This window comes from Aureimonas sp. AU22 (assembly GCF_001463745.1).
GTDB lineage: Bacteria > Pseudomonadota > Alphaproteobacteria > Rhizobiales > Rhizobiaceae > Aureimonas.
This window is the reverse complement of sequence record NZ_BBWJ01000051.1, coordinates 23,915-43,911: the sequence shown is the minus strand read 5'-3', so window position 1 is coordinate 43,911 and position 19,997 is coordinate 23,915. Positions and strand designations below refer to the sequence as shown.

General features: G+C 68.4%; 18 protein-coding genes. 8 read left to right on the top strand and 10 right to left on the bottom strand.

Features of this window, described 5'->3' with window-relative positions; all coding sequences use genetic code 11:
* The first annotated feature begins 29 nt into the window (after positions 1 to 29).
* The 3 genes from AUL34_RS19325 (at position 30) to AUL34_RS19315 (ending at position 3,569) form a co-directional block, all read left to right on the top strand.
* On the top strand, positions 30 to 371 hold the full coding sequence (locus AUL34_RS19325; protein WP_061937560.1) for a DUF6634 family protein: 342 nt from the start codon (positions 30 to 32) through the stop codon (positions 369 to 371).
* Entirely contained in the window at positions 368 to 2,434 is a 2,067-nt protein-coding gene (locus AUL34_RS19320) for an AAA family ATPase (protein WP_061937558.1), read from the top strand. The genes AUL34_RS19325 and AUL34_RS19320 overlap by 4 nt, the downstream gene beginning before the upstream one ends.
* A gap of 169 nt (positions 2,435 to 2,603) precedes the next feature.
* Positions 2,604 to 3,569 (top strand): DNA cytosine methyltransferase, encoded by a 966-nt coding sequence (locus tag AUL34_RS19315; protein ID WP_061937556.1) that lies wholly within the window; start codon positions 2,604 to 2,606, stop codon positions 3,567 to 3,569.
* 59 nt (positions 3,570 to 3,628) lie between these two features.
* On the opposite strand, the gene AUL34_RS19310 is transcribed toward AUL34_RS19315, so the two are convergent.
* Both AUL34_RS19310 and AUL34_RS19305 read right to left on the bottom strand, forming a co-directional pair.
* A complete protein-coding gene (locus AUL34_RS19310) occupies positions 3,629 to 4,579 on the bottom strand; it encodes a hypothetical protein (RefSeq protein WP_061937554.1) in 951 nt (316 codons plus the stop codon).
* On the bottom strand, positions 4,576 to 6,879 hold the full coding sequence (locus AUL34_RS19305) for an ATP-binding protein (RefSeq protein WP_061937551.1): 2,304 nt from the start codon (positions 6,877 to 6,879) through the stop codon (positions 4,576 to 4,578). Before AUL34_RS19305 ends, AUL34_RS19310 begins: the two co-directional genes overlap by 4 nt.
* A gap of 171 nt (positions 6,880 to 7,050) precedes the next feature.
* On the opposite strand from AUL34_RS19305, the gene AUL34_RS19300 reads away from it, so the two are divergent.
* Positions 7,051 to 7,647 carry a hypothetical protein gene (locus AUL34_RS19300; RefSeq protein WP_061937548.1) on the top strand — a complete coding sequence of 199 codons (597 nt, stop codon included), beginning with the start codon at positions 7,051 to 7,053 and terminating at the stop codon, positions 7,645 to 7,647.
* Between the two features lie 72 nt (positions 7,648 to 7,719).
* Here the strand turns inward: AUL34_RS19300 and AUL34_RS19295 are convergent, their stop codons facing one another.
* On the bottom strand, positions 7,720 to 8,163 hold the full coding sequence (locus tag AUL34_RS19295; protein ID WP_061937545.1) for a very short patch repair endonuclease: 444 nt from the start codon (positions 8,161 to 8,163) through the stop codon (positions 7,720 to 7,722).
* Positions 8,164 to 8,677: 514 nt separating this feature from the next.
* Between AUL34_RS19295 and AUL34_RS19290 the strand changes: the two genes are divergently transcribed.
* Positions 8,678 to 9,511 (top strand): hypothetical protein, encoded by an 834-nt coding sequence (locus AUL34_RS19290; RefSeq protein WP_061937542.1) that lies wholly within the window; start codon positions 8,678 to 8,680, stop codon positions 9,509 to 9,511.
* Positions 9,512 to 9,697: 186 nt separating this feature from the next.
* On the opposite strand, the gene gyrB is transcribed toward AUL34_RS19290, so the two are convergent.
* Positions 9,698 to 12,148 (bottom strand): DNA topoisomerase (ATP-hydrolyzing) subunit B, encoded by a 2,451-nt coding sequence (gene gyrB / locus AUL34_RS19285; protein WP_061937539.1) that lies wholly within the window; start codon positions 12,146 to 12,148, stop codon positions 9,698 to 9,700.
* 198 nt (positions 12,149 to 12,346) lie between these two features.
* Here gyrB and AUL34_RS19280 point away from each other — a divergent pair, with 198 nt between their 5' ends.
* Together AUL34_RS19280 and rpsU are read left to right on the top strand one after the other, a co-directional pair.
* Entirely contained in the window at positions 12,347 to 13,726 is a 1,380-nt protein-coding gene (locus AUL34_RS19280) for a cytochrome P450 (RefSeq protein ID WP_061937536.1), read from the top strand.
* 231 nt (positions 13,727 to 13,957) lie between these two features.
* Positions 13,958 to 14,212, top strand: a complete 255-nt coding sequence (gene rpsU / locus AUL34_RS19275; protein WP_055893455.1) for a 30S ribosomal protein S21 — start codon at positions 13,958 to 13,960, stop codon at positions 14,210 to 14,212.
* 70 nt (positions 14,213 to 14,282) lie between these two features.
* Here rpsU and AUL34_RS19270 read toward each other — a convergent pair whose 3' ends face one another.
* Together AUL34_RS19270 and cysK are read right to left on the bottom strand one after the other, a co-directional pair.
* Positions 14,283 to 15,230, bottom strand: a complete 948-nt coding sequence (locus AUL34_RS19270; protein WP_061937533.1) for a mechanosensitive ion channel family protein — start codon at positions 15,228 to 15,230, stop codon at positions 14,283 to 14,285.
* A 137-nt stretch (positions 15,231 to 15,367) separates the two neighbouring features.
* Complete coding sequence (cysK, locus tag AUL34_RS19265; RefSeq protein WP_061937530.1) at positions 15,368 to 16,396, bottom strand: cysteine synthase A; 1,029 nt, start codon at positions 16,394 to 16,396, stop codon at positions 15,368 to 15,370.
* A 273-nt stretch (positions 16,397 to 16,669) separates the two neighbouring features.
* On the opposite strand from cysK, the gene AUL34_RS19260 reads away from it, so the two are divergent.
* The gene (locus AUL34_RS19260) at positions 16,670 to 17,509 is read left to right on the top strand and encodes a GGDEF domain-containing protein (RefSeq protein WP_061937527.1); all 840 of its coding nucleotides are present in this window, start codon (positions 16,670 to 16,672) and stop codon (positions 17,507 to 17,509) included.
* A gap of 106 nt (positions 17,510 to 17,615) precedes the next feature.
* Here the strand turns inward: AUL34_RS19260 and dut are convergent, their stop codons facing one another.
* The 4 genes from dut to AUL34_RS19240 are packed head-to-tail and all read right to left on the bottom strand — an operon-like array spanning position 17,616 to position 19,958.
* On the bottom strand, positions 17,616 to 18,068 hold the full coding sequence (dut, locus tag AUL34_RS19255) for a dUTP diphosphatase (RefSeq protein WP_061937525.1): 453 nt from the start codon (positions 18,066 to 18,068) through the stop codon (positions 17,616 to 17,618).
* A complete protein-coding gene (gene coaBC / locus AUL34_RS19250; RefSeq protein WP_061937522.1) occupies positions 18,065 to 19,276 on the bottom strand; it encodes a bifunctional phosphopantothenoylcysteine decarboxylase/phosphopantothenate--cysteine ligase CoaBC in 1,212 nt (403 codons plus the stop codon). Before coaBC ends, dut begins: the two co-directional genes overlap by 4 nt.
* The gene (locus AUL34_RS19245; protein ID WP_061937519.1) at positions 19,273 to 19,680 is read right to left on the bottom strand and encodes a type II toxin-antitoxin system VapC family toxin; all 408 of its coding nucleotides are present in this window, start codon (positions 19,678 to 19,680) and stop codon (positions 19,273 to 19,275) included. Before AUL34_RS19245 ends, coaBC begins: the two co-directional genes overlap by 4 nt.
* Positions 19,677 to 19,958: a hypothetical protein gene (locus tag AUL34_RS19240; protein WP_061937516.1), complete on the bottom strand. Its 282-nt coding sequence runs from the start codon at positions 19,956 to 19,958 to the stop codon at positions 19,677 to 19,679. Before AUL34_RS19240 ends, AUL34_RS19245 begins: the two co-directional genes overlap by 4 nt.
* Positions 19,959 to 19,997: the final 39 nt, after the last annotated feature.

The following is a 19,997-nucleotide window of genomic DNA, read 5'->3' as shown; positions in this document are numbered from 1 at the left end:
ACCGCGGCCGGCGAACGGAGTGTCACGTCATGGCGATCTTCGTCGCGCCGAACGGCGCCCCCCTCAACCTTCGCGATGAACTGGAGCGCCTGCGGGGCGTCGTCACGGACATGGAAGCGCTGGCAAGGGGCGAGTACCCCGGGCGTGCCGTGCTCGCCGACGCCCCGCTCATCGACGGGTGGGCGCTCGGCTCGCGCACGACGCACTGCCTTGCGGGCCGCGTCACGGGGCATCCCGTTCTCGCCTCCGGCAGGCTCGCAAGGACGTCGGACCTCTGGATCCTTGCGCCCTCGCACGGCTTCGCGCGCACGCTGTCCCGCGTCTACCGTCTGGGCCGTCCCTACGAGAGCGACGGGAGGGACGGCGAATGACCCGGCTCGACAACTACCGCCCGGTCGATGACCTCCCGCGTTCTTCGCGCGGCGGCACGCCGTTCGACCTGACCGACTTCGTGGCGACGTCGCTCCTGAAGCGCGCGCTGCGCGCGGCCGGGCTTCATCACGTCCTCGCAGGCGCCCCGTGCACCTTCGTCGTCGTTGGCATCCCCGGCGGTGCCCTCAGCCTCTTCATGGACGCGATCGAGAACCAGTTCCGCAGGTCGGGACGCGACCCGAACTGCGTCAGGAGCAAGGTCCACGACCGTACGGGCATGAAGGCCGACCGCACCAAGTCGGTCGACGTCGCAGTGCCCAGCCTCCAAAGCCATCGCAGCACCTGCTGGCTCTACGACACGCCTGACGACGTCCCGGCGTTCCTCGCGACCATCGCGGACGGGGTCGCCGCCATCCCCATGCCCGACCGCCGCCTGCTCCTGGCGATGGCCTCGCGCGTGCGGGCCATCGAGCCGATGGGTGCCCGCGAGCTCGAGTACGTCATGTCGGTGCCCTGGCACCTGCTGACCTCCTTCGTGGAGGGCGGCCGCTCGTTCCGCGCTGCGGCCGGGCTGGCCATGCGCATCGAGGCCGCGCGCTCGGCTGAACCGACGGGTCGGGAGAAGGAGGCCGCATCAGAAAAGAATTCCGATGCGGCAGGTGAGGTCGTCGGCGTTTCCGATGGCCCGACCCTGGACGATCTGCCGGGCCTCGGCGAGGCTGCCGAATGGGGACGGACCCTCGCGGTCGACCTCGCGGACTACAGGGCCGGCCGCATCGGTTGGGGCGAGGTGGACCGAGGCGCGCTCCTGCACGGACCGCCGGGAACGGGCAAGACGACGTTCGCCCGTGCGCTCGGGAGGACGTGCGGTGTCCCCGTCCACATCCACAGCCTCGCGCGCTGGCAGGCGGCGGGCTACCTCAACGCCCTGCTGAAGGCCATGCGCAATGCCTTCTCCGAGGCGATCGCAGCCGCTCCGTGCATCCTGTTCGTCGACGAACTCGACTCGTTCGGCGACCGGGCGAACGTCGACGACCACAACGCGAGATACACGAGGGAGGTGATCAACGCCTTCCTGGAATGCCTTGACGGTGCCGAGGGACGGCCGGGCGTCGTCGTCGTCGGCGCCACCAACCATCCGCAGCTCATCGATCCCGCCATCCGCAGGGCCGGTCGCCTCGACAGGGAGATCGCGATCCCCCTGCCGGATGCGTGCGCGCGGGCGCAGATCCTGCGCTTCCACCTTCGGTGGGACCTCCCGGGCGCGGACCTGACGGAGGTCGCCGAGGCCATGGACGGCAAGAGCGGCGCCGACATTGAAGCTCTCGTGCGCGGCGCCCGCCGGGCGGCGCGCACGGCGCGGCGCCCCATGGAGCACGGCGACCTGGTCAGCGCCCTGCCGCCGGCCCTCCGCCTGACCGACGCGGCCTTCAAGCGGGTGTGCGTGCACGAGGCGGGACACATCGTCGTGGGGCAGGCGCTCGCCGCTGCGTCGGGTTCCGTCCCCGTGCGGGCCGCGGTCCGGCGCGAGCTCCGGGGGCCGAACGGCAACCGGACGGAGTTCACGCTCGAGCGCGGGGGAGAAGGAACGCTGGCCTCATACCTTCACTTGGTGACGACGATGCTCGGGGGGACGGCTGCCGAGCTCGAGGTGTTCGGCCAGTCGAGCGAGCTCAGCGGCGGTTCGCCGGATTCGGACCTCGCGAGGGCGACGAGGCTCGTCGCCCGCATCGAGCTGGACCTCGGCCTCGGCGGCACGCTGGCCACGACGGGGATGACGTCCGACGACGAGGTCGCCCGGTGCCTCCGACTGGACAGGGCGTTCGGGCGTCGCGTCGAACGGACGCTGGCCGAGTGTCTGGAATGTGCGCGCGGGTTCCTAAGGGAACGGCGAACCGACCTCGATGCCATCGCCGGGCGCCTGGAGATGCACGGGACCTGGCATGCCGCATCTGGACGGCACGTCCACTCCGTGGCCCGGACCGGGACGGAGGCGGAAGTCAAACCAGCCTCAGCGCGGTCGGACAGGCGGCGGGGAGCGCCCCGCGCCGTTCCCGGCTAACGGCTCAGGCGGACAGGCTCCATGCGATGCCTGCCCGCCTCGACGTTAACGCGTCCTTCAGCATGAGGGCGCGATGCTGGCACCGAACTTTCCCGAAGCGTGGGCGGCACCCGTGGCGACCCACACTCGGCGCCCCGGTCCGCGGATGACGGGGGCAGCGGCAGGCGGAATGACGGCAACCTTCATAGACCTCTTCAGCGGGGCCGGACTCTTCAGCGCCGGAATGATCGAGGCCGGTCTCGCCCCCGTGCTCGCGGTCGAGCTCTCGCACGACGCGGTGGAGAGCTACGAACGCAACGTCGCGGGCTGCGTCGTCCGCGCCGACGCGTCCGAGGCGTTCTCCGACCTTCGCTGCGACGTGCTCGTGGCGGGCCCGCCTTGCCAGGGCTTCAGCACCCTCGGCCGCCGCGACCCCCTCGACGAGCGCAACGAACTCGGCCTCAGCGTCCTCCCGTGGGTCCGCAAGTCGTCGCCGCGGGTCGTGGTGATCGAGAACGTGCCCCCGTTCGTCAGGTCCCAGCAGTGGCACCGCTTGGCGGAAGGCCTCCGGGGCATGGGTTACGGGATCGACGTCTGGGAGCTGGACGCCAAGGATTTCGGGACGCCGCAACGCCGCCGCCGGGCCTTCACCGTCGCGTCCAAGGTCGGGGCGATCGCCCGTCCGGAGCCGACCGGAACCCCGACCACCGTCGCCGAGGCCATCATGGACCCGACCCGGCCCGTCGCGGCCGACGACCCGATGAACGTGTGGCCGACCCCGCGCGGGGTAGCGTCCGAGCGGATCGCGCGCGTGCCGAAGGGTGGCGACAAGAGGGACATCATCAAGCTGGCGCCGGAGCTCTGCCCGCCCTCGTGGCTGAGGATGGGCTGCCAGGCGACGGACGCGTGGGGCCGCATGGACGCGGACGCTCCGTCGAACACCCTGCGCTGCACGTTCCAGAACCCCTCCAAGGGCCGCTACCTTCACCCCGTCGAGGACCGGGTGTTGTCGTTGCGGGAGGGCGCACGCCTACAAGGCGTGCCCGACTCGTGGACGTTCGCCGGTCGTCCGTACCCGGTCGCACGACAGATTGGGAACGGGGTTCCGATCCCGTTGGCGGCAGCGGTTGGAAAGGCGGTGGTCGCAGCTCTTTGAAACGCTTCAGGGCGTGACGGCCGCAGTCGTGAGGACGGTCCCAGCCATCGGTCGACCTTTTACCACCCATCGAACTCTATTGCGTCCCCGTCGACGCTGTGTCCCGCACGGGCCACCAGCTCGACGATGTCCGCCCCCCCTCTGAAGTCATATGCCAGGTCTTCCAAGACATCGGCGTCGAGTTCGGTCAGCCTCTCCTGAGTCTCCTTGTCAAGGAGGATCCCATTTTGTTGGGCGTGCTTCTGGATCATCCGCAGTGCCATTTTGACGCGGCCGGAGTCTTCACCTTCGTCAAAAACCTGAGTGAACAGTTTGGATTGTTGCACATCGACACGGATTGCCATCTCGAGACTCCTTTTGACGTCCTCGGGCACCTTCTTGAGCAGAGCTGCGACCAACAAGAGTGCTGGACCGTCCCCAGCGTGGAACGGATCGATCTCGGCCTCACGGGACACGATTCTGGCAGCCCTCTTCCACTCCTTTCGGTAGGCTTCGGTCCAGTCGTCTGGCTCTAGGAAAGGTCGGCATAGAAGGCCGAGTACGATGTCGGAAGGCTCGGTCGACCGTAGAAGGCGGTCCGCCCAATCATCGTTGAAGGACTCAAGGTCCAGCAGTTGAAACTCGTAATCGAGAACGCCTGCGCTGATCGTCGACGCCATGCCGGACGTTCCGTTCCCGACATAAAGAACCTTCTGCTTGATCCTGGGATCTACGCCTGTCCGCAACTTGTACCTATGCTTGGCGATGAGCCAGTAGTATTCGAGCATCCTCCATCGCATCGTCGCGTGGTCACGTGTCTGGAACTCGACATGGTGATACCAACCCCGCTTCCAGAACAGAGCATCGACGCTCCGCGGGGGGAATCCAGCAAACTCCGTCGGAAGCGACCTAGCTCGAACGAGCCCCAACATCTCACGGAGCATCGAACGCTCCGGGTCGATGATGCGCTTGAAGAGAATATCGTACTTCGCGAACTTCGCCTTTCTCAGTTCGACGAGGTCATACGTCATGCCGTTTCCCCCGACCCGCCGGCTGTAGCCGAAGCGGTCGTCGCCTGGCCACCTTCTACCGAGTCTCGCGACGAGGCCGCTTCCTCGTCGGCACGCCGTTTGAGGACGCCTAGCATCTCTTCATGAACCCGCCGGGTCCGCGCGAGCATCTCGTGAAGGCTCAAGACCTCCCAGTCGGCGTTCGGACCGCGGTCCCCTAGCTCCGCCAAGAGCTGCATCTGTCCGTCGGATTTCGTCGACGGATGCGGCAGGGCGCCGATGAGTGCGCCCTCGACCTTGACCTTCCGCCCGTTGGCGGTGCCCTCGGCCTCGAAGAAGCGCCGCACGCGGGTCATGTAGGTCTTGAGCTGCGTAAGGTGCTCGACCCTGAGCGGCACCGTCGGCGCCTTGAGCTCGACGACGAACACGTTGGCGGGATGCGGTCCGTCCCCGACCAATGCGACGAGGTCAGGGCGGACGGTGCGCCGCTGTTCCTGATCTTCGGTCTCGCCTTCGGGCGCGATGCTGGCGTTCTCGGCCGGCGGCGGCGCGTACCCGTCCACCTTCAACTCGGCGGCCAGCCTGTCGAGGACGTTGGCCATCCCCTCGTCGCTCGCGATGTAGCCGGAGAGGTCGGGGCGTATCAGCCACGGGGACGCCTTGAGGAGCTGGTGGAGCGCGCGCTCGTCGTGCGGCCCCTTGCCGATCGTCTTCATCGAGCCATCGACGACCCGCTCCAAACCGATGATGCCGTTCCGCCGGGCCTGGTAGAGCTTGATGGCGTCGTCGCGCTCGACCTCGCGCAGCTCCACGAGCTTCGGCGCGATCTCGGCGATGCTCTCGGCATTCCCCGACACTCGGATCAGGTCGATCAGGATCTCGCCCGCGTTGGCTGTGCCGATGATCAGCGGGGTCAGGTGCTCGAACTCGTCGGAGTGAACCCCGTAGCGACCGACGAACACCTTCGCGAGATCCCTGGCGTGCCTCTGTTGGTTGGGGGCGATCATCGTGAGGACACGACGCAGTTCACGCGCCTCCGGCGCCGTGTCGATCATCCGGTCGGCTTCCCTCTCCTTGAAGCGCGCGTGTGCGTTGACCGCCTCCCGCATGATGTCGGTCACGCGGCGCAGGAAGCTCTTCACGACGTCGCTGCTCTGGATGATGCCCGCGCGGTTCGTACCGATGACGTCGACGTTTAGGTTGTCGAGGTCGTCCGACTCGACGATGCACTCCATATATTGCTGGGCCATGAAGTTGTGCATCCCGGTGTTCAGGCCGAGGAGCGAGGGATCCATCGCGAGGCGGTTCTTCGAGTAGATGTAGGCGCCCCGCTTCTCGGCGGGCAGGCTCTTCTTCCTGAACTGGACCCGATAGCGCAGGTCTAGGGCGCCCCAATGGGGGTCGTCGAGCGTCTCCTCCGCCATCCCCCCGTCGGCCATCCCCTCCGGGTACACGAACTCCAGCTCGGGCTTCGGCTGCCGGATGGGGTCGCCCTGCAACCGGATCTCGAACTCCTCGGGACGGATCGGATTGAACGTCTCGGCCAGCACCGACTCGATCTCGTCCCCGGTGAAATTCATGGAGTCGCACCGAAGGCCCATCAGGGTGATCGTCGTGCCGTGGTGGTCGACCTCGTGCGGCAAGGCCTCGTGGTACTCGTGCGGGATCACGACCGAACCGATGTCCGTGGTCATGCGCAGGGTGTCCGCCCGCAGGTCCACCTCGGTCCAGAACGTCTGCCCCGCCCTCTTGGACCTCACCTTCATCCGCTCCGCGACGCCGAAGGCGGAGAGCTTGCCGATCCCCTTGCGGCCCATGACGAGGCGCTTGCCGGCCTCCGAGTAGAAGTCGCTCTCCTCCTGTGCGCCCTTCCGCCGGCGCCGGTTGCGGTTGAGGGGGAGGAACGCCTCGGCAATCTGGCTCGCGCTCATGCCGTGCCCCGTGTCGCGGATCGTGATCGTCACGTCCTCGGGCAAGGGGTCGACGATGACGTGGGCCCGGCGCTTCGGACGTCTCGAGTCGGCGGGCGGAGCCTCGTCGAGGCGCTCAGCCTCAAGCTTCTTAGTCGCCTCGCGCCTGACCTCGTCGCGGGCCCAGGCGATCGTGGTCGCGTCGAAGCGGATGTCGACGAAGGGGGAGTCGGAGTCGAACGCGTTCGCCGCGAACTCGACCAGCACCTTGCCCACCCGCGTGTACATCTTGATGCCGAGGTTATCGAGGACGCCGCCCTCGATCTTCATCTTGAACTCGTAGGGGCGGGAATCGCGGTCGATGGCGCCCGGCGGGATCGGGTCGACGGATGTCTCGTTTGGGTCGTACATGGGTCCCTCCCGGCGCCCGCGCCACCCGTCAAGGATTCGCGGCCTTCCGATTCCTTAACAGGACGGCCGGTCCGGTGAACAGGGACCCGTCCGCGACGGACGCGTGCCGTAGGCGGCCGGGCCGGCGGACATCCGCGCCGCGGGACGGCTGACACGGAACGGAGAGAACGCATGATCACGCTGACGGGCTTCCTGTCGAGACTGCCCGGCCTGAGGCCGCTGCTCGCCCGCAAGGCGATCCTCTCCGGATCGGTCCTGTCGCGCGAGGAGAAGGCTGACATCGTCGCGCGGGACTCCCCCATGGACATCACGCTGCTCGTTGGGCCCGACGCGGCGGCTGCGATCCTCGCCGCTTACCGCCAGGGGCGCCTGCCCATGGAACGCGGGACCGAGCCGCAGGACGCCCCGGGGGCCGAAGCGTACGTATCGGACGTCGAGGTCCGCCGCCGGCGCGACGAGAGGAAGAGGCGGACGGATGCCCTTCGCGACCTGTCCCTCGTACGGGAAGCCGACCTCCTCGACCACTCCTTCCTCGACGCCCTCTTCGTCGCCCACATGGGAACGGGGTCGGGCACGATGACGATCGCGGGGATCCCGGTGACGAAGTCGCTGTCGCGCTACCCGACCAACAGCGGGAAGGGTTCCGGCTGGGGCGTCACGCTCGCGTGGACGGGAACCGACGGACAGCCGCGCGTCTCGTCGACGCTGCCGCCGGAGGCCTCGAACAGGCGCAACGACGCCGACCAGAACTGGGGACTGCATGACTGACGGCGTCGGGAACGGGACCGTTTGCCGTCGCGAGCTATCGAGACAGGGACGGCTCGCACCCCTCCCCCGGGTTCAGCCGCTACTCTCGTGCGGCGGCGGGAGCGGAAGGTCGCGGGACAGCGCCCGGAACAGGAGGGCGCCGACGGCCTCCCGATCCTTCACGCCGCATTCCCACACCACGACGACCTTCCAGCCCAGGGCCTCTAGGTCGTCCCGCGCCTTGGCGTCGCGCGCGACGTTGCGGTCGAACTTCGCCTGCCAGTAGTCCGTCCGCGTCTTCGGAAGAGAGGCCGCCTTGCATCCCTCGTGGCGATGCCAGAAGCAACCGTGGACGAAAACGGCGACGTGATGCTTCGGCAGCACTAGGTCGGGCGTTCCCGGAAGGTCCCGCCGATGCAGGCGGAATCGCAAGCCCAAAGCGTGAGCGATCGAACGGACCGCCTTCTCGGGCTGTGTGTTCGACGACCGGACCGCCCGCATGTTGGCGCTCCTGGCTTCTGGGCTGACCGTGTCCATGGCCCTGCATCCCTCGCGAAGCGGGCGGAAGTTCGTCACGGGCCGTGCTCGGCGGAAAGGCGCCCGAAGCGAGTTCCGCATGTTTTCGTCGCGAACGAAGGCTGTTCGGCGCGTCGCGTAGACGGTCCCGCCAGATGCTCCGCCGAGCCGACCACGCTAAGGGCGCTACGGGTCATGGCGTCGTGCCCGGTGAGTCGCATTGTTGGGCACGGCGGACGCGGAGGTCAGGAGTTTCCGGCGGCCCAATCGCTTTCGGGGAGTAGCGCAATCCCTTTCACGTGGTGGGTCCAATCCCCTTCATCGGACAGCCCAAACCCTTTCGGGCTGTTTGCGGACCGCTCCGCGCAACGGCTTGGACGGGGCTTGAACGCCTACGTGACCGGGCATCCGCGAGGACATGGCCGCCTTGAGCGACTGATGCCAACATGCGTACAACCTGTCGGACGGACGAAGCCAGCCCAGCCGGCGCGATCGGCATCCACAGCATCTCAGACACGCGCCCGGGGAGCAGCCGATGCACGACGACAACTTCTCGGACCTCACGATCGAGTGGGAGTCGCCATCGACCTGGGTTCCTGCGATTGGGAACTGGGTCGGCGACCGCTTGAAGTCGGGAGGCTTGGAGCGCCTGACCCGAAAGCCCCGAAAGCAACTCTACGTCGACGACGCGGAATGGGTCGACCGCGTCGGGAGGGCGTCCGTGCCCGGCTTGGAGGACCTCCTCGACGAACTGTCCGACGACCTTGCAGCGGCGCGCGCCGTTGTCTTCCACGGCAGCCGGGTGGACGACCCCGGACGCTTCTCGAGGGAGGGCTTGAAGGTCAACGACCCCGCGGCTCTCGACGACCATGTGAGGGAACTCATCCGGAGCGAGCCGGAGTTGGCCGCCGTTTACCCGGACGCCGACGCGCTCCTCGCCTCGTTCCCGAAGCGTGAGCGGGATGCCGGTTTGCTCCACGTCGTCCTCGACAGCCGCTCGCTGACCGGGGGCGGGGCGGGACACTACCTGATCTACGGCAGCGAATGGGTGCAGGTGATCCTCGGCTGGGTCGCGCATCCGGTGCTGCGCAAGCGGGGCTACCCCACGCTCGTTCGTGCCGTCCTGAACCTCGACAGGTCGTCGGACGGTGAAAGACGTGACCTGGCGAGACACTTGTTGCTCGAATGGGCCCGTCTAACGGCAACGCGAGATGTCTGGGTGCAGGACATCGACTTCACGTTCACCCTCGCGGAGGCTCTCCCGTCCGGCGCCGTACTGGGTCATACGCATCCGGCGACCATCGAGGACCCCTTCCATGGGGTCAGACGGAGGACCAAGTCGCGGAGATGCCCGGCATGCGATCCATGAACCTCAAGCTTTGCCGTTCGAAGTCGGAAACCGGGGTCAACCCGGTTCAGCGATGCTCCGGTTCCGGAAAACCCGTCACCGGAGCATGCGTTCAGTCAGCCTAATCCTGTCAGCAGAAGCCCAATCCGTTACAGACCGAGTTCAATCCCTTCCCGCCACAACGCAGCCTTCGCAATCGTTTTCCGATCAGATGTCGAGGTTTGCCACCTGCAGGGCGTTCTCCTGGATGAACTCGCGGCGCGGCTCCACCTCGTCGCCCATCAGGCGTGAGAAGAGCTGGTCGGCGTCGGTCGCATCGGCGATCTTGACCTGGAGGAGCGAGCGGACCTCGGGGTCGAGGGTCGTCTCCCAGAGCTGTTCGGGGTCCATCTCGCCGAGGCCCTTGTAGCGCTGCAGCGACAGGCCCTTGCGGCCGACCTCGAAGACGGCGTTCAGGAGGTCGAGCGGACCGCTGAGAGCGCGCTCGGTCTCCTTGCGCTTGAGGACGGGTGGCGTGTCGTAGATCTCGCCGAGCCGGGCGGCCAGGCGATGCAGGGCGATCGCATCGGCCGACTGCACGAGACCCGCATCCAGCGCCTGCACCTCCAGAACGCCGCGCACGGTGCGCTGGAAGCGGTAGCCGCCCTCGCCGTCCGCCTCGCCGATCCAGCCGCGCTCGGTTTCCTCGGCGACGGCATCCAGCGCCTTGGCGATGCGGTCGGCCATCACCTCGGCCTCGCCGCGATTGTCGGCCACCGCGGGGCTCAGCGCGCCGGCGATCGCCGCCTGCTCGACCACGGGCCGGCCATAGCGTGAGTGGAGCCCGCCGAGGATCTGGCGCACCTGAAGCGCGTCCTCGACTGCGGCGCGCAGGTCGCGGCCCCGTCGCACCTCGCCCGAACCGAGCGTCAGCACGGCGTCCTCGAGGCCGCCGTCGATCAGGTAGTTCTCCAGCGCCTTCTCGTTCTTAAGATACTGGCTCTGCTTGCCGCGCGTCACTTTATAGAGCGGCGGCTGGGCGATGTAGACGTAGCCGCGCTCGATGAGCTCGGGCATCTGCCGGAAGAAGAAGGTCAGGAGCAGCGTGCGGATATGGGCGCCGTCGACGTCGGCGTCCGTCATGATGATGATCTTGTGGTAGCGCAGCTTGTCGGCGTCGAAGCCGTAGGTCGAGCCCTCGAACGTGCCAATGCCGGTGCCGAGCGCGGTGATCAGGGTGCCGATCTGGTCCGACGAGATCATTCGGTCGAAGCGCACGCGCTCGACGTTCAGGATCTTGCCGCGGAGCGGCAGGATCGCCTGGTTCTGGCGCGAGCGCGCGCCCTTGGCCGAGCCGCCGGCGGAATCGCCCTCGACGATGAAGATCTCCGACTTCGCCGGGTCCTTCTCCTGGCAGTCCGCGAGCTTGCCGGGCAGGGTCGAGACGCTCATGACGTCCTTGCGCACGGTCTCGCGCGCCTTGCGCGCCGCCTCGCGCGCGGCCGCCGCCTGCACCATCTTGCCGATGACGTTGCGCGCGTCCGACGGGTGCTCCTCGAACCAGGAGCCGAGCGCCTCGTTCATCGCGCTCTCCACCACGGGCCGCACCTCGGAGGAGACGAGCTTGCCCTTGGTCTGCGAGGAGAACTTCGGGTCCGGTACCTTGACCGACAGGACGCAGGTCAGCCCCTCGCGGCAGTCGTCGCCGGTCGGCTGGACCTTCTCCTTCTTCAGCTGGCCGGAGCTTTCGGCATAGCCGATGACCTGGCGCGTCAGCGCGCCGCGAAAGCCCGCCATGTGCGTGCCGCCGTCGCGCTGGGGAATGTTGTTGGTGAAGCACAGGACGTTGTCCTGGTAGCTGTCGTTCCACCAGAGCGCGGCTTCCACCGTGATGCCCTCGCGCTCGCTCTTCACCGTGATCGGCTCGGAAAGCAGCGGCTTGCGGGCGCGGTCGAGGTAGCGCACGAAGGCTTCGAGCCCGCCCTCGTAGAAGAGTTCGTTGCGCTTCTCGTCGGCATGGCGCTTGTCGGCCAAGATGATGCGCACGCCCGAGTTCAGGAAGGCAAGCTCGCGCAGGCGGTGCTCGAGCGTCCCGTAGTCGAATGTCGTGACGCCCCGGAACGTATCGGTCGAAGGCAGGAAGGTGATCGCGGTCCCGGTCTCGGAGCCCGCCTCGCCCGTCACCACGAGCGGCGCGTCGGCGACGCCGTGCGTGAAGCTCATCTCATGGACCTGCCCCTTGCGGGATATCTTCATCTTGAGCCACACGGACAGGGCGTTGACCACCGAGACGCCGACGCCGTGGAGGCCGCCGGACACCTTGTAGGAGTTCTGGTCGAACTTACCGCCGGCGTGCAGCTGGGTCATGATGACCTCGGCCGCCGAGACGCCTTCGGAGGAGTGGATATCGGTCGGGATGCCGCGCCCGTTGTCGGTCACGGTGCAGGAGCCGTCGGGGTTGAGCGTGACGGTGACGAGCGTCGCGTGACCGGCGAGCGCCTCGTCAATCGCGTTGTCCACCACCTCGTAGACCATGTGATGGAGGCCGGACCCGTCGTCCGTGTCGCCGATATACATGCCGGGACGCTTGCGGACGGCGTCGAGACCCTTCAGCACCTTGATGGAATCGGCGCCGTACTCGGCCGGGGCGCCGGGGTTCGTCTCGAAGGCTTCTGACATGATGTTCCTGTGGTGACGCGAGGGGGAGCCCAAAGGCTCCGCTCGCCCTGCGCTCGTGCCCGCCGGGGCCTCCCCGATATAATGGTTTCCCGCTGAAAAACCAAGCTTTCCAGAGCTTGGCGCAGACGCCCGAGGGCTTTCGTCGGCAGGGCGGAGGTCCCATATGCCGCGCTCCGATCGATGAGGAGCAGTGCCCGGATGTCCGCGACCCGCGAGGCCTTTCTCGCCCCAGCACCCCGTCCCCGGCCGGGCCCGCTCTCGACGCCGGCCTTCGTCTGGACCGCGATGCGCAACCCCCTCGCCATCTGGAGCGAACAGGCCTATCGCGAAAGGGTGGTCCGCAACGACTGGCTGAAGGTCCCCACGGTCATCGTCAACGACCCGGCGGCGATCCGGCACTGCCTCGTCGACAACGCGGCCAACTACGCCATGCAGCCGCTGCGCCAGCGCGTCCTGCGCCCGATGCTACGCGACGGCCTCCTGACCGCCGAGGGCGAGCTCTGGCGGCGCACCCGACGGGCCATGGCGCCGGTCTTCACGCCGCGCAACGTCGGGGGCCTCGCCGCGATCATGGCGGAGCGCTCGGCCGCCTTCGCCGATCGCCTGGGCGCCGGCGCGGAGGGTCCGCCGCGCGACATCGCGAACGAGATGACGCTCCTGACCTACGACATCCTGCAGGCGACGCTGTTCACCGACGCGATCGCCGGCGAGCCGGCGGAGTTCGCCCGCGCGATGGACGATTTCCTCCATCGCATGGGCCGGATCGACCCGCTCGACATCCTCGACGCGCCGGCGTTCCTGCCGCGCCTCGGGCGTCTCCTCGGCCATCGCTCCACCGCCTACTTCCGCCGCCTCATCACCGAGACCGCCGCCCGGCGCCGGGCCCTCCTCAGGGAAGCGCCGGAGAGCGCCCCGCGCGATCTCCTGACGCTGCTTCTCGAGGCCGACGGGCTGTCGCCGGCGGAGATCGAGGACAACATCATCACCTTCATCGGCGCCGGCCACGAGACCACGGCGCGCGCGCTCGGCTGGACGCTCTATCTCCTCGCCAATGCGCCGGCGGAGCGCGAGAAGGTGGAGCGCGAACTCGACGAGCGCCTTCCCGACCTGCCCGACCCGCGCGAATGGGCGGACGCCCTGCCCCGGACGCGCGCCGCACTGGAAGAGGCGATGCGGCTCTATCCGCCGGCCCCCTCGCTCAACCGCATGGCGGTCGAGGACGACGTGGTGGCGGGCATGCCGATTCCGGCGGGCGCCTCGCTCCTCGTGCTGCCCTGGCTCGTCCATCGTCACGAGGCGCTGTGGGAGCGGCCTGGCCATTTCCTGCCCGACCGCTTCCTGCCGGAGAATCGGGCCCGGCTCGACCGCTTCCAGTACATCCCCTTCGGTGTCGGGCCGCGCGTGTGCATCGGGGCGTCGTTCGCGATGCAGGAGGGCGTGATCGCGCTGGCCTGCCTCCTGCGGGACCTGCGCTTCGATTACGCCGGCCGCCGGCCGCCCCATCCGGTGCAGAAGATCACCGTGCAGCCACGAGACGGCTTGCCGATGCGCGTCGTGCGTCGGCGAAAGTCGTCGTAGCGCGTCGCAAACGGGGTCCGGTGGCGGTTGCACCTTGATTTCGGCCGCGAAAGAGGCCATTGACACGCGATCGTTTGCCTGCCGACCGCGACGGACGTGGCCCATCCCTTCGGGGAATGGCCCCGAGCCTTTCGGCTCCGCCGCCGACGGACGAATGAAGAATCGCCGGGCAACCCCCGGACATCAACCCGCGCGGGGCTCGACCTCGCCACTCGTATCGAAAGGATGCCCATGAAGGTCGACGTTCGCGACAACAATGTGGAACAGGCGCTGCGCGCCCTGAAGAAGAAGCTCCAGCGCGAGGGCGTCTTCCGCGAGATGAAGGAACGCCGGGCTTACGAGAAGCCGTCCGAGCGCCGCGTCCGCGAGAAGCAGGATGCCATCCGCCGCACCCGCAAGGCCGCCCGCAAGCAGGCCCAGCGCGAGGGCCTGCTGCCCGCGCCGAAGAAGGCCGTTCGTCCGGGCGCTCCGTCGCGCGGCGCCTGAGCCTCTTCCGTTTCGATGGAAAAAGGGCGGCGGACCTCCGGGTCCGTCGCCCTTTTTCGTATGAGCCCCGTCACCCCTTCGGACTGGCGACCACGCCGTCCGAAGCTGCGTCCGCGCGGTCGTTGACGAGAACGGGGCTCGCGCTCGGCGCCTCGTCCGCGCCGAGATAGCGCGAGGGATCGGTGTCGGCCGGCACGATCCGCTGGATCGCCTTCGGTTCCGCCCCGCCGAACCGTTCGGTGAAGCGGAGCCGGATCGCCTCGGCGATCCGCCGCTGCGCCGTCGCCGTCTCCCCTTCCCGCACGCGTCCACGCAGCACGAGCACCTGGGCGTCGGGGGTCAGCTGGTCGAGAAAGGCCACCGGCTCGCTGAGACGTCCGTCGGCGCCCTCGCGACGCCAGGCGTCGACCAGCACCTCGCGTGCCTCCTCGAAGGGCACCTCGCGCGGCACGGTCACGGACCAGGCCAGAAGCCGCGAGGCGGCGCGCGAGTGATTGCGCATCCACACGTTCCAGAGCGTCGAGTTGGGCGCGAAGACGAAGAGGCCGTCGAACGTCTCGAGATGGCAGGTGAACAGACCGATCTCGTGGACGGTGCCGGAGAAGTTCTGGGTCTCGATATAGTCGCCGACGCGGAACGGGCGCAGCCAGAGCAGCATGATGCCGGCGGCGATGTTGGTCAGCGTGCCCTGCAGGGCCAGACCGACCGCCAGACCCGCGGCGCCGAGCACGGCAAGCAGCGAGGTCATCTGCACGCCGACCTGGCCGAGCGCGATGATCAGCGTCATCACGATCACGACATAGCGCACGATCGCGACGAGCGGCCCGCGCACCGTCTGGTCGATCTTGGCCGACGCCCCGAAGGCGCGCGTGACGAGCAGGGCGAGGCGTCCGGCCAGGAAGAAGCCGATCGCCAGGATCAGAAGCGCGACGACGAGATTGGGAAGGAAGGCGGCGGCCTGGGCGGCCAGAGTGCGCAGGAAGGTCTGCGAGCTTTCCAAGGTTTCGGTCAAAGGCATGCGATGCGTCCGGGCTGTGCGAAGCTTGGGTCGGGCGAAGCACTGCCTCCCCGCAGCGCCCTCCTAACAAGGGACACACGGCCCAAAAGAAAAGGGCCGCTCGGGGGCGGCCCTCTTGTTCATTTCGTGGCGACCCGTCAGATCGAGGGTGCGCCGCGCGGCGGCTCCTTGGGCTCGCTCTCGTCCACCAGCCCCTCGAAGAGGGCGGTCGACAGATAGCGCTCGGCAAAGGACGGGATGATGACGACGATCGTCTTGCCGGCGTTCTCCTCGCGCTGGCCGACCTTGATCGCGGCAGCGAGCGCCGCGCCGGACGAGATGCCGACCGGCACGCCCTCGAGACGCGCCACGAGACGCGCGGTCTCGAAGCTCTCGTCGTTGGAGACCGTGACCACCTCGTCGTAGATCTCGCGGTCGAGGATCGGCGGCGCGAAGCCCGCGCCGATGCCCTGGATCTTGTGGGGACCGGGCGAGCCGCCCGACAGGACCGGCGAGGCCTCGGGCTCGACGGCGACGACCTGCACGCCGGGCTTGCGGCTCTTCAACACCTGGCCCGTGCCCGTGATCGTGCCGCCCGTGCCGATGCCGGACACGAGGATGTCGACGCCGCCGGCCGTGTCGTTCCAGATCTCCTCGGCGGTCGTCACGCGGTGGATCTGCGGGTTGGCCGGATTCTCGAACTGCTGCGGAATGACCGCGTTCGGGATCTCGGCCCGCAGTTCCTCCGCCTTGGCGATCGCGCCCTTCATGCCCCTCGCGCCTTCCGTCAGCACCAGTTCGGCACCGAGGAGCCGCAGCATCTTGCGCCGCTCGATCGACATCGTGTCAGGCATGGTGAGGATGAGCTGGTAGCCCTTGGCGGCGGCCGCGAAGGCCAGCGCGATGCCCGTATTGCCGGACGTCGGCTCGATCAGCGTGTTGCGCCCCGGCTGGATCGTGCCGGCCGCTTCCAGCGCCTCCAGCATGGCGACGCCGATCCGGTCCTTCACCGATGCGATCGGGTTGAAGAATTCCAGCTTGGCGACGAGATGGGCCTTCACGCCCTTCTCCCGTGCCAGCTTGTCGAGGCGCACCAGCGGCGTATCGCCGATCGTGTCGAGAATGGAATCGTAGATCCGTCCCCGGCCATGGGTGCGGGCGGTCGTCTCGTTGGCGGGATTGTCCATGGATCTCGCGCCTCCTTCTCTCGGGTTCCTGCCGCGCTGCCGCGTCCGTGGAGTCAGTCTAGAGCGAACGATGCCCGCAACCCAAGCACTCCTGCCCGGCGCGGACGGCCCGTTCGGGCAATATTGTGCCCCTGCAGGCCTGCGTCGAGGAATGATCTTCGGCCGGGCCGCGAGCGGGGCGCAACAGGGTCGTACAAATGCGATCGAACGGCTTCATCCAACGGCAAGGCGGAGGCGTCAGTTTGGGCCGCCAGTGCTTCAGCCGCGGATGCCATGCGACAGACCTCCATCGACGACCTCGTGCGCTTCTCCCTGGAGCTTCTCGGGCTGACCCTCACCATGGGTGCGGTGATGGTGATCGCCGCCTTCTATGCTTTCGATGGGTTCGCGCTTCCCGCCACGCGCGCCACGCTCCTGTTCTGTCTCCTCGCGCTGTTCGGCTGTGCCCTCCCGCTCCAGGTCTATGCGGCGCTTCGCATCTCGCGTCTGCGGCGACAGAACGCGCGGCTTCACCATGCGGCAACGCGCGACGGCCTGACGCAGGTGCTCAACCGCACCGCCTTCAAGCGCGCCGCCGAGGCGGAGATCGGCGCGACGGGACGGCGTCGCGCGCGAGACGCGGTCCACCACACGCTGCTGATCCTCGACGCCGACCATTTCAAGAAGATCAACGACCGCCTCGGCCACCATGTCGGCGACGAGGCGCTGACCGCCATCGCCGCGACGCTCCGGCGCTCGGTGCGCCAGGACGACCTCGTCGGCCGGCTCGGCGGCGAGGAGTTCGCGATCCTCCTGAAAGACGCGGGACTGGAGGAGGCGCGGATCGTGGCGGAGCGCCTGCGCATGGCGATCGCGCGCATCGAGGTCGGCCCGGCGGACCGCCGGACGCGGCTGTCGATCTCTGCCGGCGGCATCGCGTTCCGCGGGCCTGTGGCCTTCCCCGCGCTCTACAAGATGGCGGACGCCAATCTCTACCAGGCCAAGCGCACCGGACGGAACCGTGTGGAACTCACGCGCCTCGGCGCGCTCGGCCGAGGCCCGACGATCGAGGGCGCGGCCGTGGACCGTCGCCTGCGCGAGGCCAAGGACCCACGCCGGATCGCGTCGCGCTGAGGCCCGACGCACGCGCGGTGACATTCGGTGCTCTGGACGTGCTTCGGGACCTTGTTCATCGCATCGTCGGCGCGCGAAAGCCGACCCGGCTTTCGCCGGAAATGCTTTAGCGCCCCGTGGAGCCGAAGCCTCCGGCGCCGCGCGCCGAGGACGAGACGTCCGCCACCGGTTCGAAGGCGGCCTGAGCCACGGGCGATACGACGATCTGGGCGATCCGCTCGCCGCGCGCGATGGTGAACGGCTCAGGCCCCAGATTGACGAGGATCACCTGCACCTCGCCGCGGTAGTCGCTGTCGACGGTCCCGGGGCTGTTGAGGACGGTGACGCCGTGCCGCGCCGCGAGCCCCGAGCGTGGCCGCACCTGCACCTCCCAGCCAGCGGGAATGTCCATCACCAGCCCGGTCGGCACGAGCGCGCGCGCCATGGAGCCGAGCACCAGCGGCTCGTTGACGGCGGCGCGGATGTCGGCGCCGGCCGCTCCGGCGGACTGATAGGCCGGAAGGTCGAGACCCTCGGCATGCGGGAGCCGGCGGATGCCGATCGTGGGAAGCGCGCTCATGCGGGCCCGAGTGCCCCGAGTCGGCGCGCGATGTCCAGCGCCAGCCGATCGGCGACGGCGGCCTTCGGCATCGTGGGCCATTCCTCGACGCCGGCATGCGAGACCAGCCGCACCGTGTTCGCGTCTCCGCCCATCACGTCGCCCGAGACGTCGTTGGCGACGATGAGGTCGGCACCCTTGCGGGCGAGCTTCAGCGCAGCGTTCTCTAGGAGATCGCGCGTCTCGGCCGCGAAGCCGACCACGAGCCGGGGACGGCGCGGCCCGGTGCCGACCGTGCGCAGGATGTCGGGATTTTCGACCAGGGCGAGCGCCGGCGGTCCGGCCTCCGTCTTCTTGATCTTGTGAGCTGCGTCCCCGTCCGTGCGCCAGTCGGCGACGGCGGCGACGAACACCGCGGCGTCCGCGGGAAGCGCCGCGTCGACCGCCGCCAGCATCTCGCGCGCCGTCTCGACATGAACGGTGGAAACGCCTGCCGGATCGGGAAGCGCGACCGGGCCGGAGACCAGCGTCACCCGCGCGCCGAGACGGGCAAGGCTCGCTGCGATCGCATGGCCCTGGCGTCCCGACGAGCGGTTGGCGATGTAGCGCACCGGGTCGATCGGCTCGTGCGTCGGGCCGGAGGTGACGAGGACGTGCCGGCCGGCAAGCGGGCCCGCCGCCACGCCCGGGAGGCCCTCCGCAGCGGCCACGATCTCCAGCGGCTCGGCCATGCGCCCCTCGCCGGCCTCGCCGCTCTCGGCCATCTCGCCCCGGTTGGGGCCAACGAAGCGGATGCCATCCCCTTTCAGCGTCGCAAGGCTGCGGCGCGTGGCGGGATGGGTCCACATGGCCGGGTTCATGGCGGGCGCCAGCAGCACGGGCGCGCGGGTCGCGAGCAGAACCGCGCCGGCCAGATCGTCGCCGATCCCCGCAGCCATCTTGGCCATGCGCGTCGCGCTGGCCGGGGCGACGATCACGAGGTCGGCGGATCGCGCGAGCCGGATATGGCCGACGTCATGCTCGTCGTCGCGGTCGAAGAGTTCGCCGTAGACCTTGGTGCCGGCGAGCGCTCCGACCGACAAGGGCGTGACGAACTCGCCCGCGGCCCTCGTCATCACCGGCGTCACCTTCGCCCCCCGTTCGCGCAGGCGGCGAATGAGGTCGAGGCACTTGTAGGCTGCGATGCCGCCGCCGATGACGAGAAGGATGTGCTTTTCGGCAAGGGTCATGGCGGGCTCGGAAGGGCGGAGCGGACGTCGGTGTGGACGAAGTCGTCGCCCTTGAAAAGGAGCGGCGCGTCGAGCGCGCGGGCGAGCGCATAAGCGAAGCAGTCGCCGAAGTTCAGCCGGGCGGGATGGCCGGTGCCGCCGCCGAAGCGCCGGTGAGCTTCGGTCGCGAGTTGCATCTGCCGTTCGTCGAAGGCTGGATAGGAGATCCTCATTTCCGACAGGACGGCCTCGACCCGGGCCTTGCCCTCGCCTCCCCATTTGGCACGCGCGACGATGCCGAGTTCCAGCCTCGTGCCTGTCGACATGGCGAAGTCGTTTCGCGAGCCCATGATCTCCGCAATGGCCTCGGCTTCCGGCTCACCCGCGACGATAGCCACCACGGCTGACGTATCTACGACGATCACTCCGAACCGTCCGGCAACCCTTCCGAAGGGGCCGACAGTTCGTCCGAAAAGGCTTTGAGATCGAATGACTTCAAAGGCGGCCTGCCGAGGGCAAGGATACGAGCGACGCGCGCCTTTCGCTCGGCTTCGCTTTCGGGTGGGAGACTTGTCTCCTCGCGCGCCGCCGCACGCAGGATGTCGCGCACCTCGCTTTCCACCGAAACGCCCTTGCGTGCCGCTCGCAGGCGTAGAGCAGACTTTACGTCGTCCTCGATGTTGCGAACCGTCAAATTGGCCATCGCAGAACTCTTTCTCAACCGAAGGTACGACGCCAAACC

What these genes read in the sequence shown, in the direction of transcription:
- rpsU (WP_055893455.1), top strand. Translation starts at nt 13,958, where the DNA reads ATGAAGGTCGACGTTCGCGACAACAATGTGGAACAGGCGCTGCGCGCC.
- AUL34_RS19260 (WP_061937527.1), top strand. Translation starts at nt 16,670, where the DNA reads ATGCGACAGACCTCCATCGACGACCTCGTGCGCTTCTCCCTGGAGCTT.
- dut (WP_061937525.1), bottom strand. Translation starts at nt 18,068, where the DNA reads ATGAGCGCGCTTCCCACGATCGGCATCCGCCGGCTCCCGCATGCCGAG.
- AUL34_RS19320 (WP_061937558.1), top strand. Translation starts at nt 368, where the DNA reads ATGACCCGGCTCGACAACTACCGCCCGGTCGATGACCTCCCGCGTTCT.
- coaBC (WP_061937522.1), bottom strand. Translation starts at nt 19,276, where the DNA reads ATGACCCTTGCCGAAAAGCACATCCTTCTCGTCATCGGCGGCGGCATC.
- AUL34_RS19240 (WP_061937516.1), bottom strand. Translation starts at nt 19,958, where the DNA reads ATGGCCAATTTGACGGTTCGCAACATCGAGGACGACGTAAAGTCTGCT.
- AUL34_RS19305 (WP_061937551.1), bottom strand. Translation starts at nt 6,879, where the DNA reads ATGTACGACCCAAACGAGACATCCGTCGACCCGATCCCGCCGGGCGCC.
- AUL34_RS19315 (WP_061937556.1), top strand. Translation starts at nt 2,604, where the DNA reads ATGACGGCAACCTTCATAGACCTCTTCAGCGGGGCCGGACTCTTCAGC.
- gyrB (WP_061937539.1), bottom strand. Translation starts at nt 12,148, where the DNA reads ATGTCAGAAGCCTTCGAGACGAACCCCGGCGCCCCGGCCGAGTACGGC.
- AUL34_RS19295 (WP_061937545.1), bottom strand. Translation starts at nt 8,163, where the DNA reads ATGGACACGGTCAGCCCAGAAGCCAGGAGCGCCAACATGCGGGCGGTC.
- AUL34_RS19325 (WP_061937560.1), top strand. Translation starts at nt 30, where the DNA reads ATGGCGATCTTCGTCGCGCCGAACGGCGCCCCCCTCAACCTTCGCGAT.
- AUL34_RS19270 (WP_061937533.1), bottom strand. Translation starts at nt 15,230, where the DNA reads ATGCCTTTGACCGAAACCTTGGAAAGCTCGCAGACCTTCCTGCGCACT.
- AUL34_RS19310 (WP_061937554.1), bottom strand. Translation starts at nt 4,579, where the DNA reads ATGACGTATGACCTCGTCGAACTGAGAAAGGCGAAGTTCGCGAAGTAC.
- AUL34_RS19280 (WP_061937536.1), top strand. Translation starts at nt 12,347, where the DNA reads ATGTCCGCGACCCGCGAGGCCTTTCTCGCCCCAGCACCCCGTCCCCGG.
- AUL34_RS19300 (WP_061937548.1), top strand. Translation starts at nt 7,051, where the DNA reads ATGATCACGCTGACGGGCTTCCTGTCGAGACTGCCCGGCCTGAGGCCG.
- AUL34_RS19290 (WP_061937542.1), top strand. Translation starts at nt 8,678, where the DNA reads ATGCACGACGACAACTTCTCGGACCTCACGATCGAGTGGGAGTCGCCA.
- cysK (WP_061937530.1), bottom strand. Translation starts at nt 16,396, where the DNA reads ATGGACAATCCCGCCAACGAGACGACCGCCCGCACCCATGGCCGGGGA.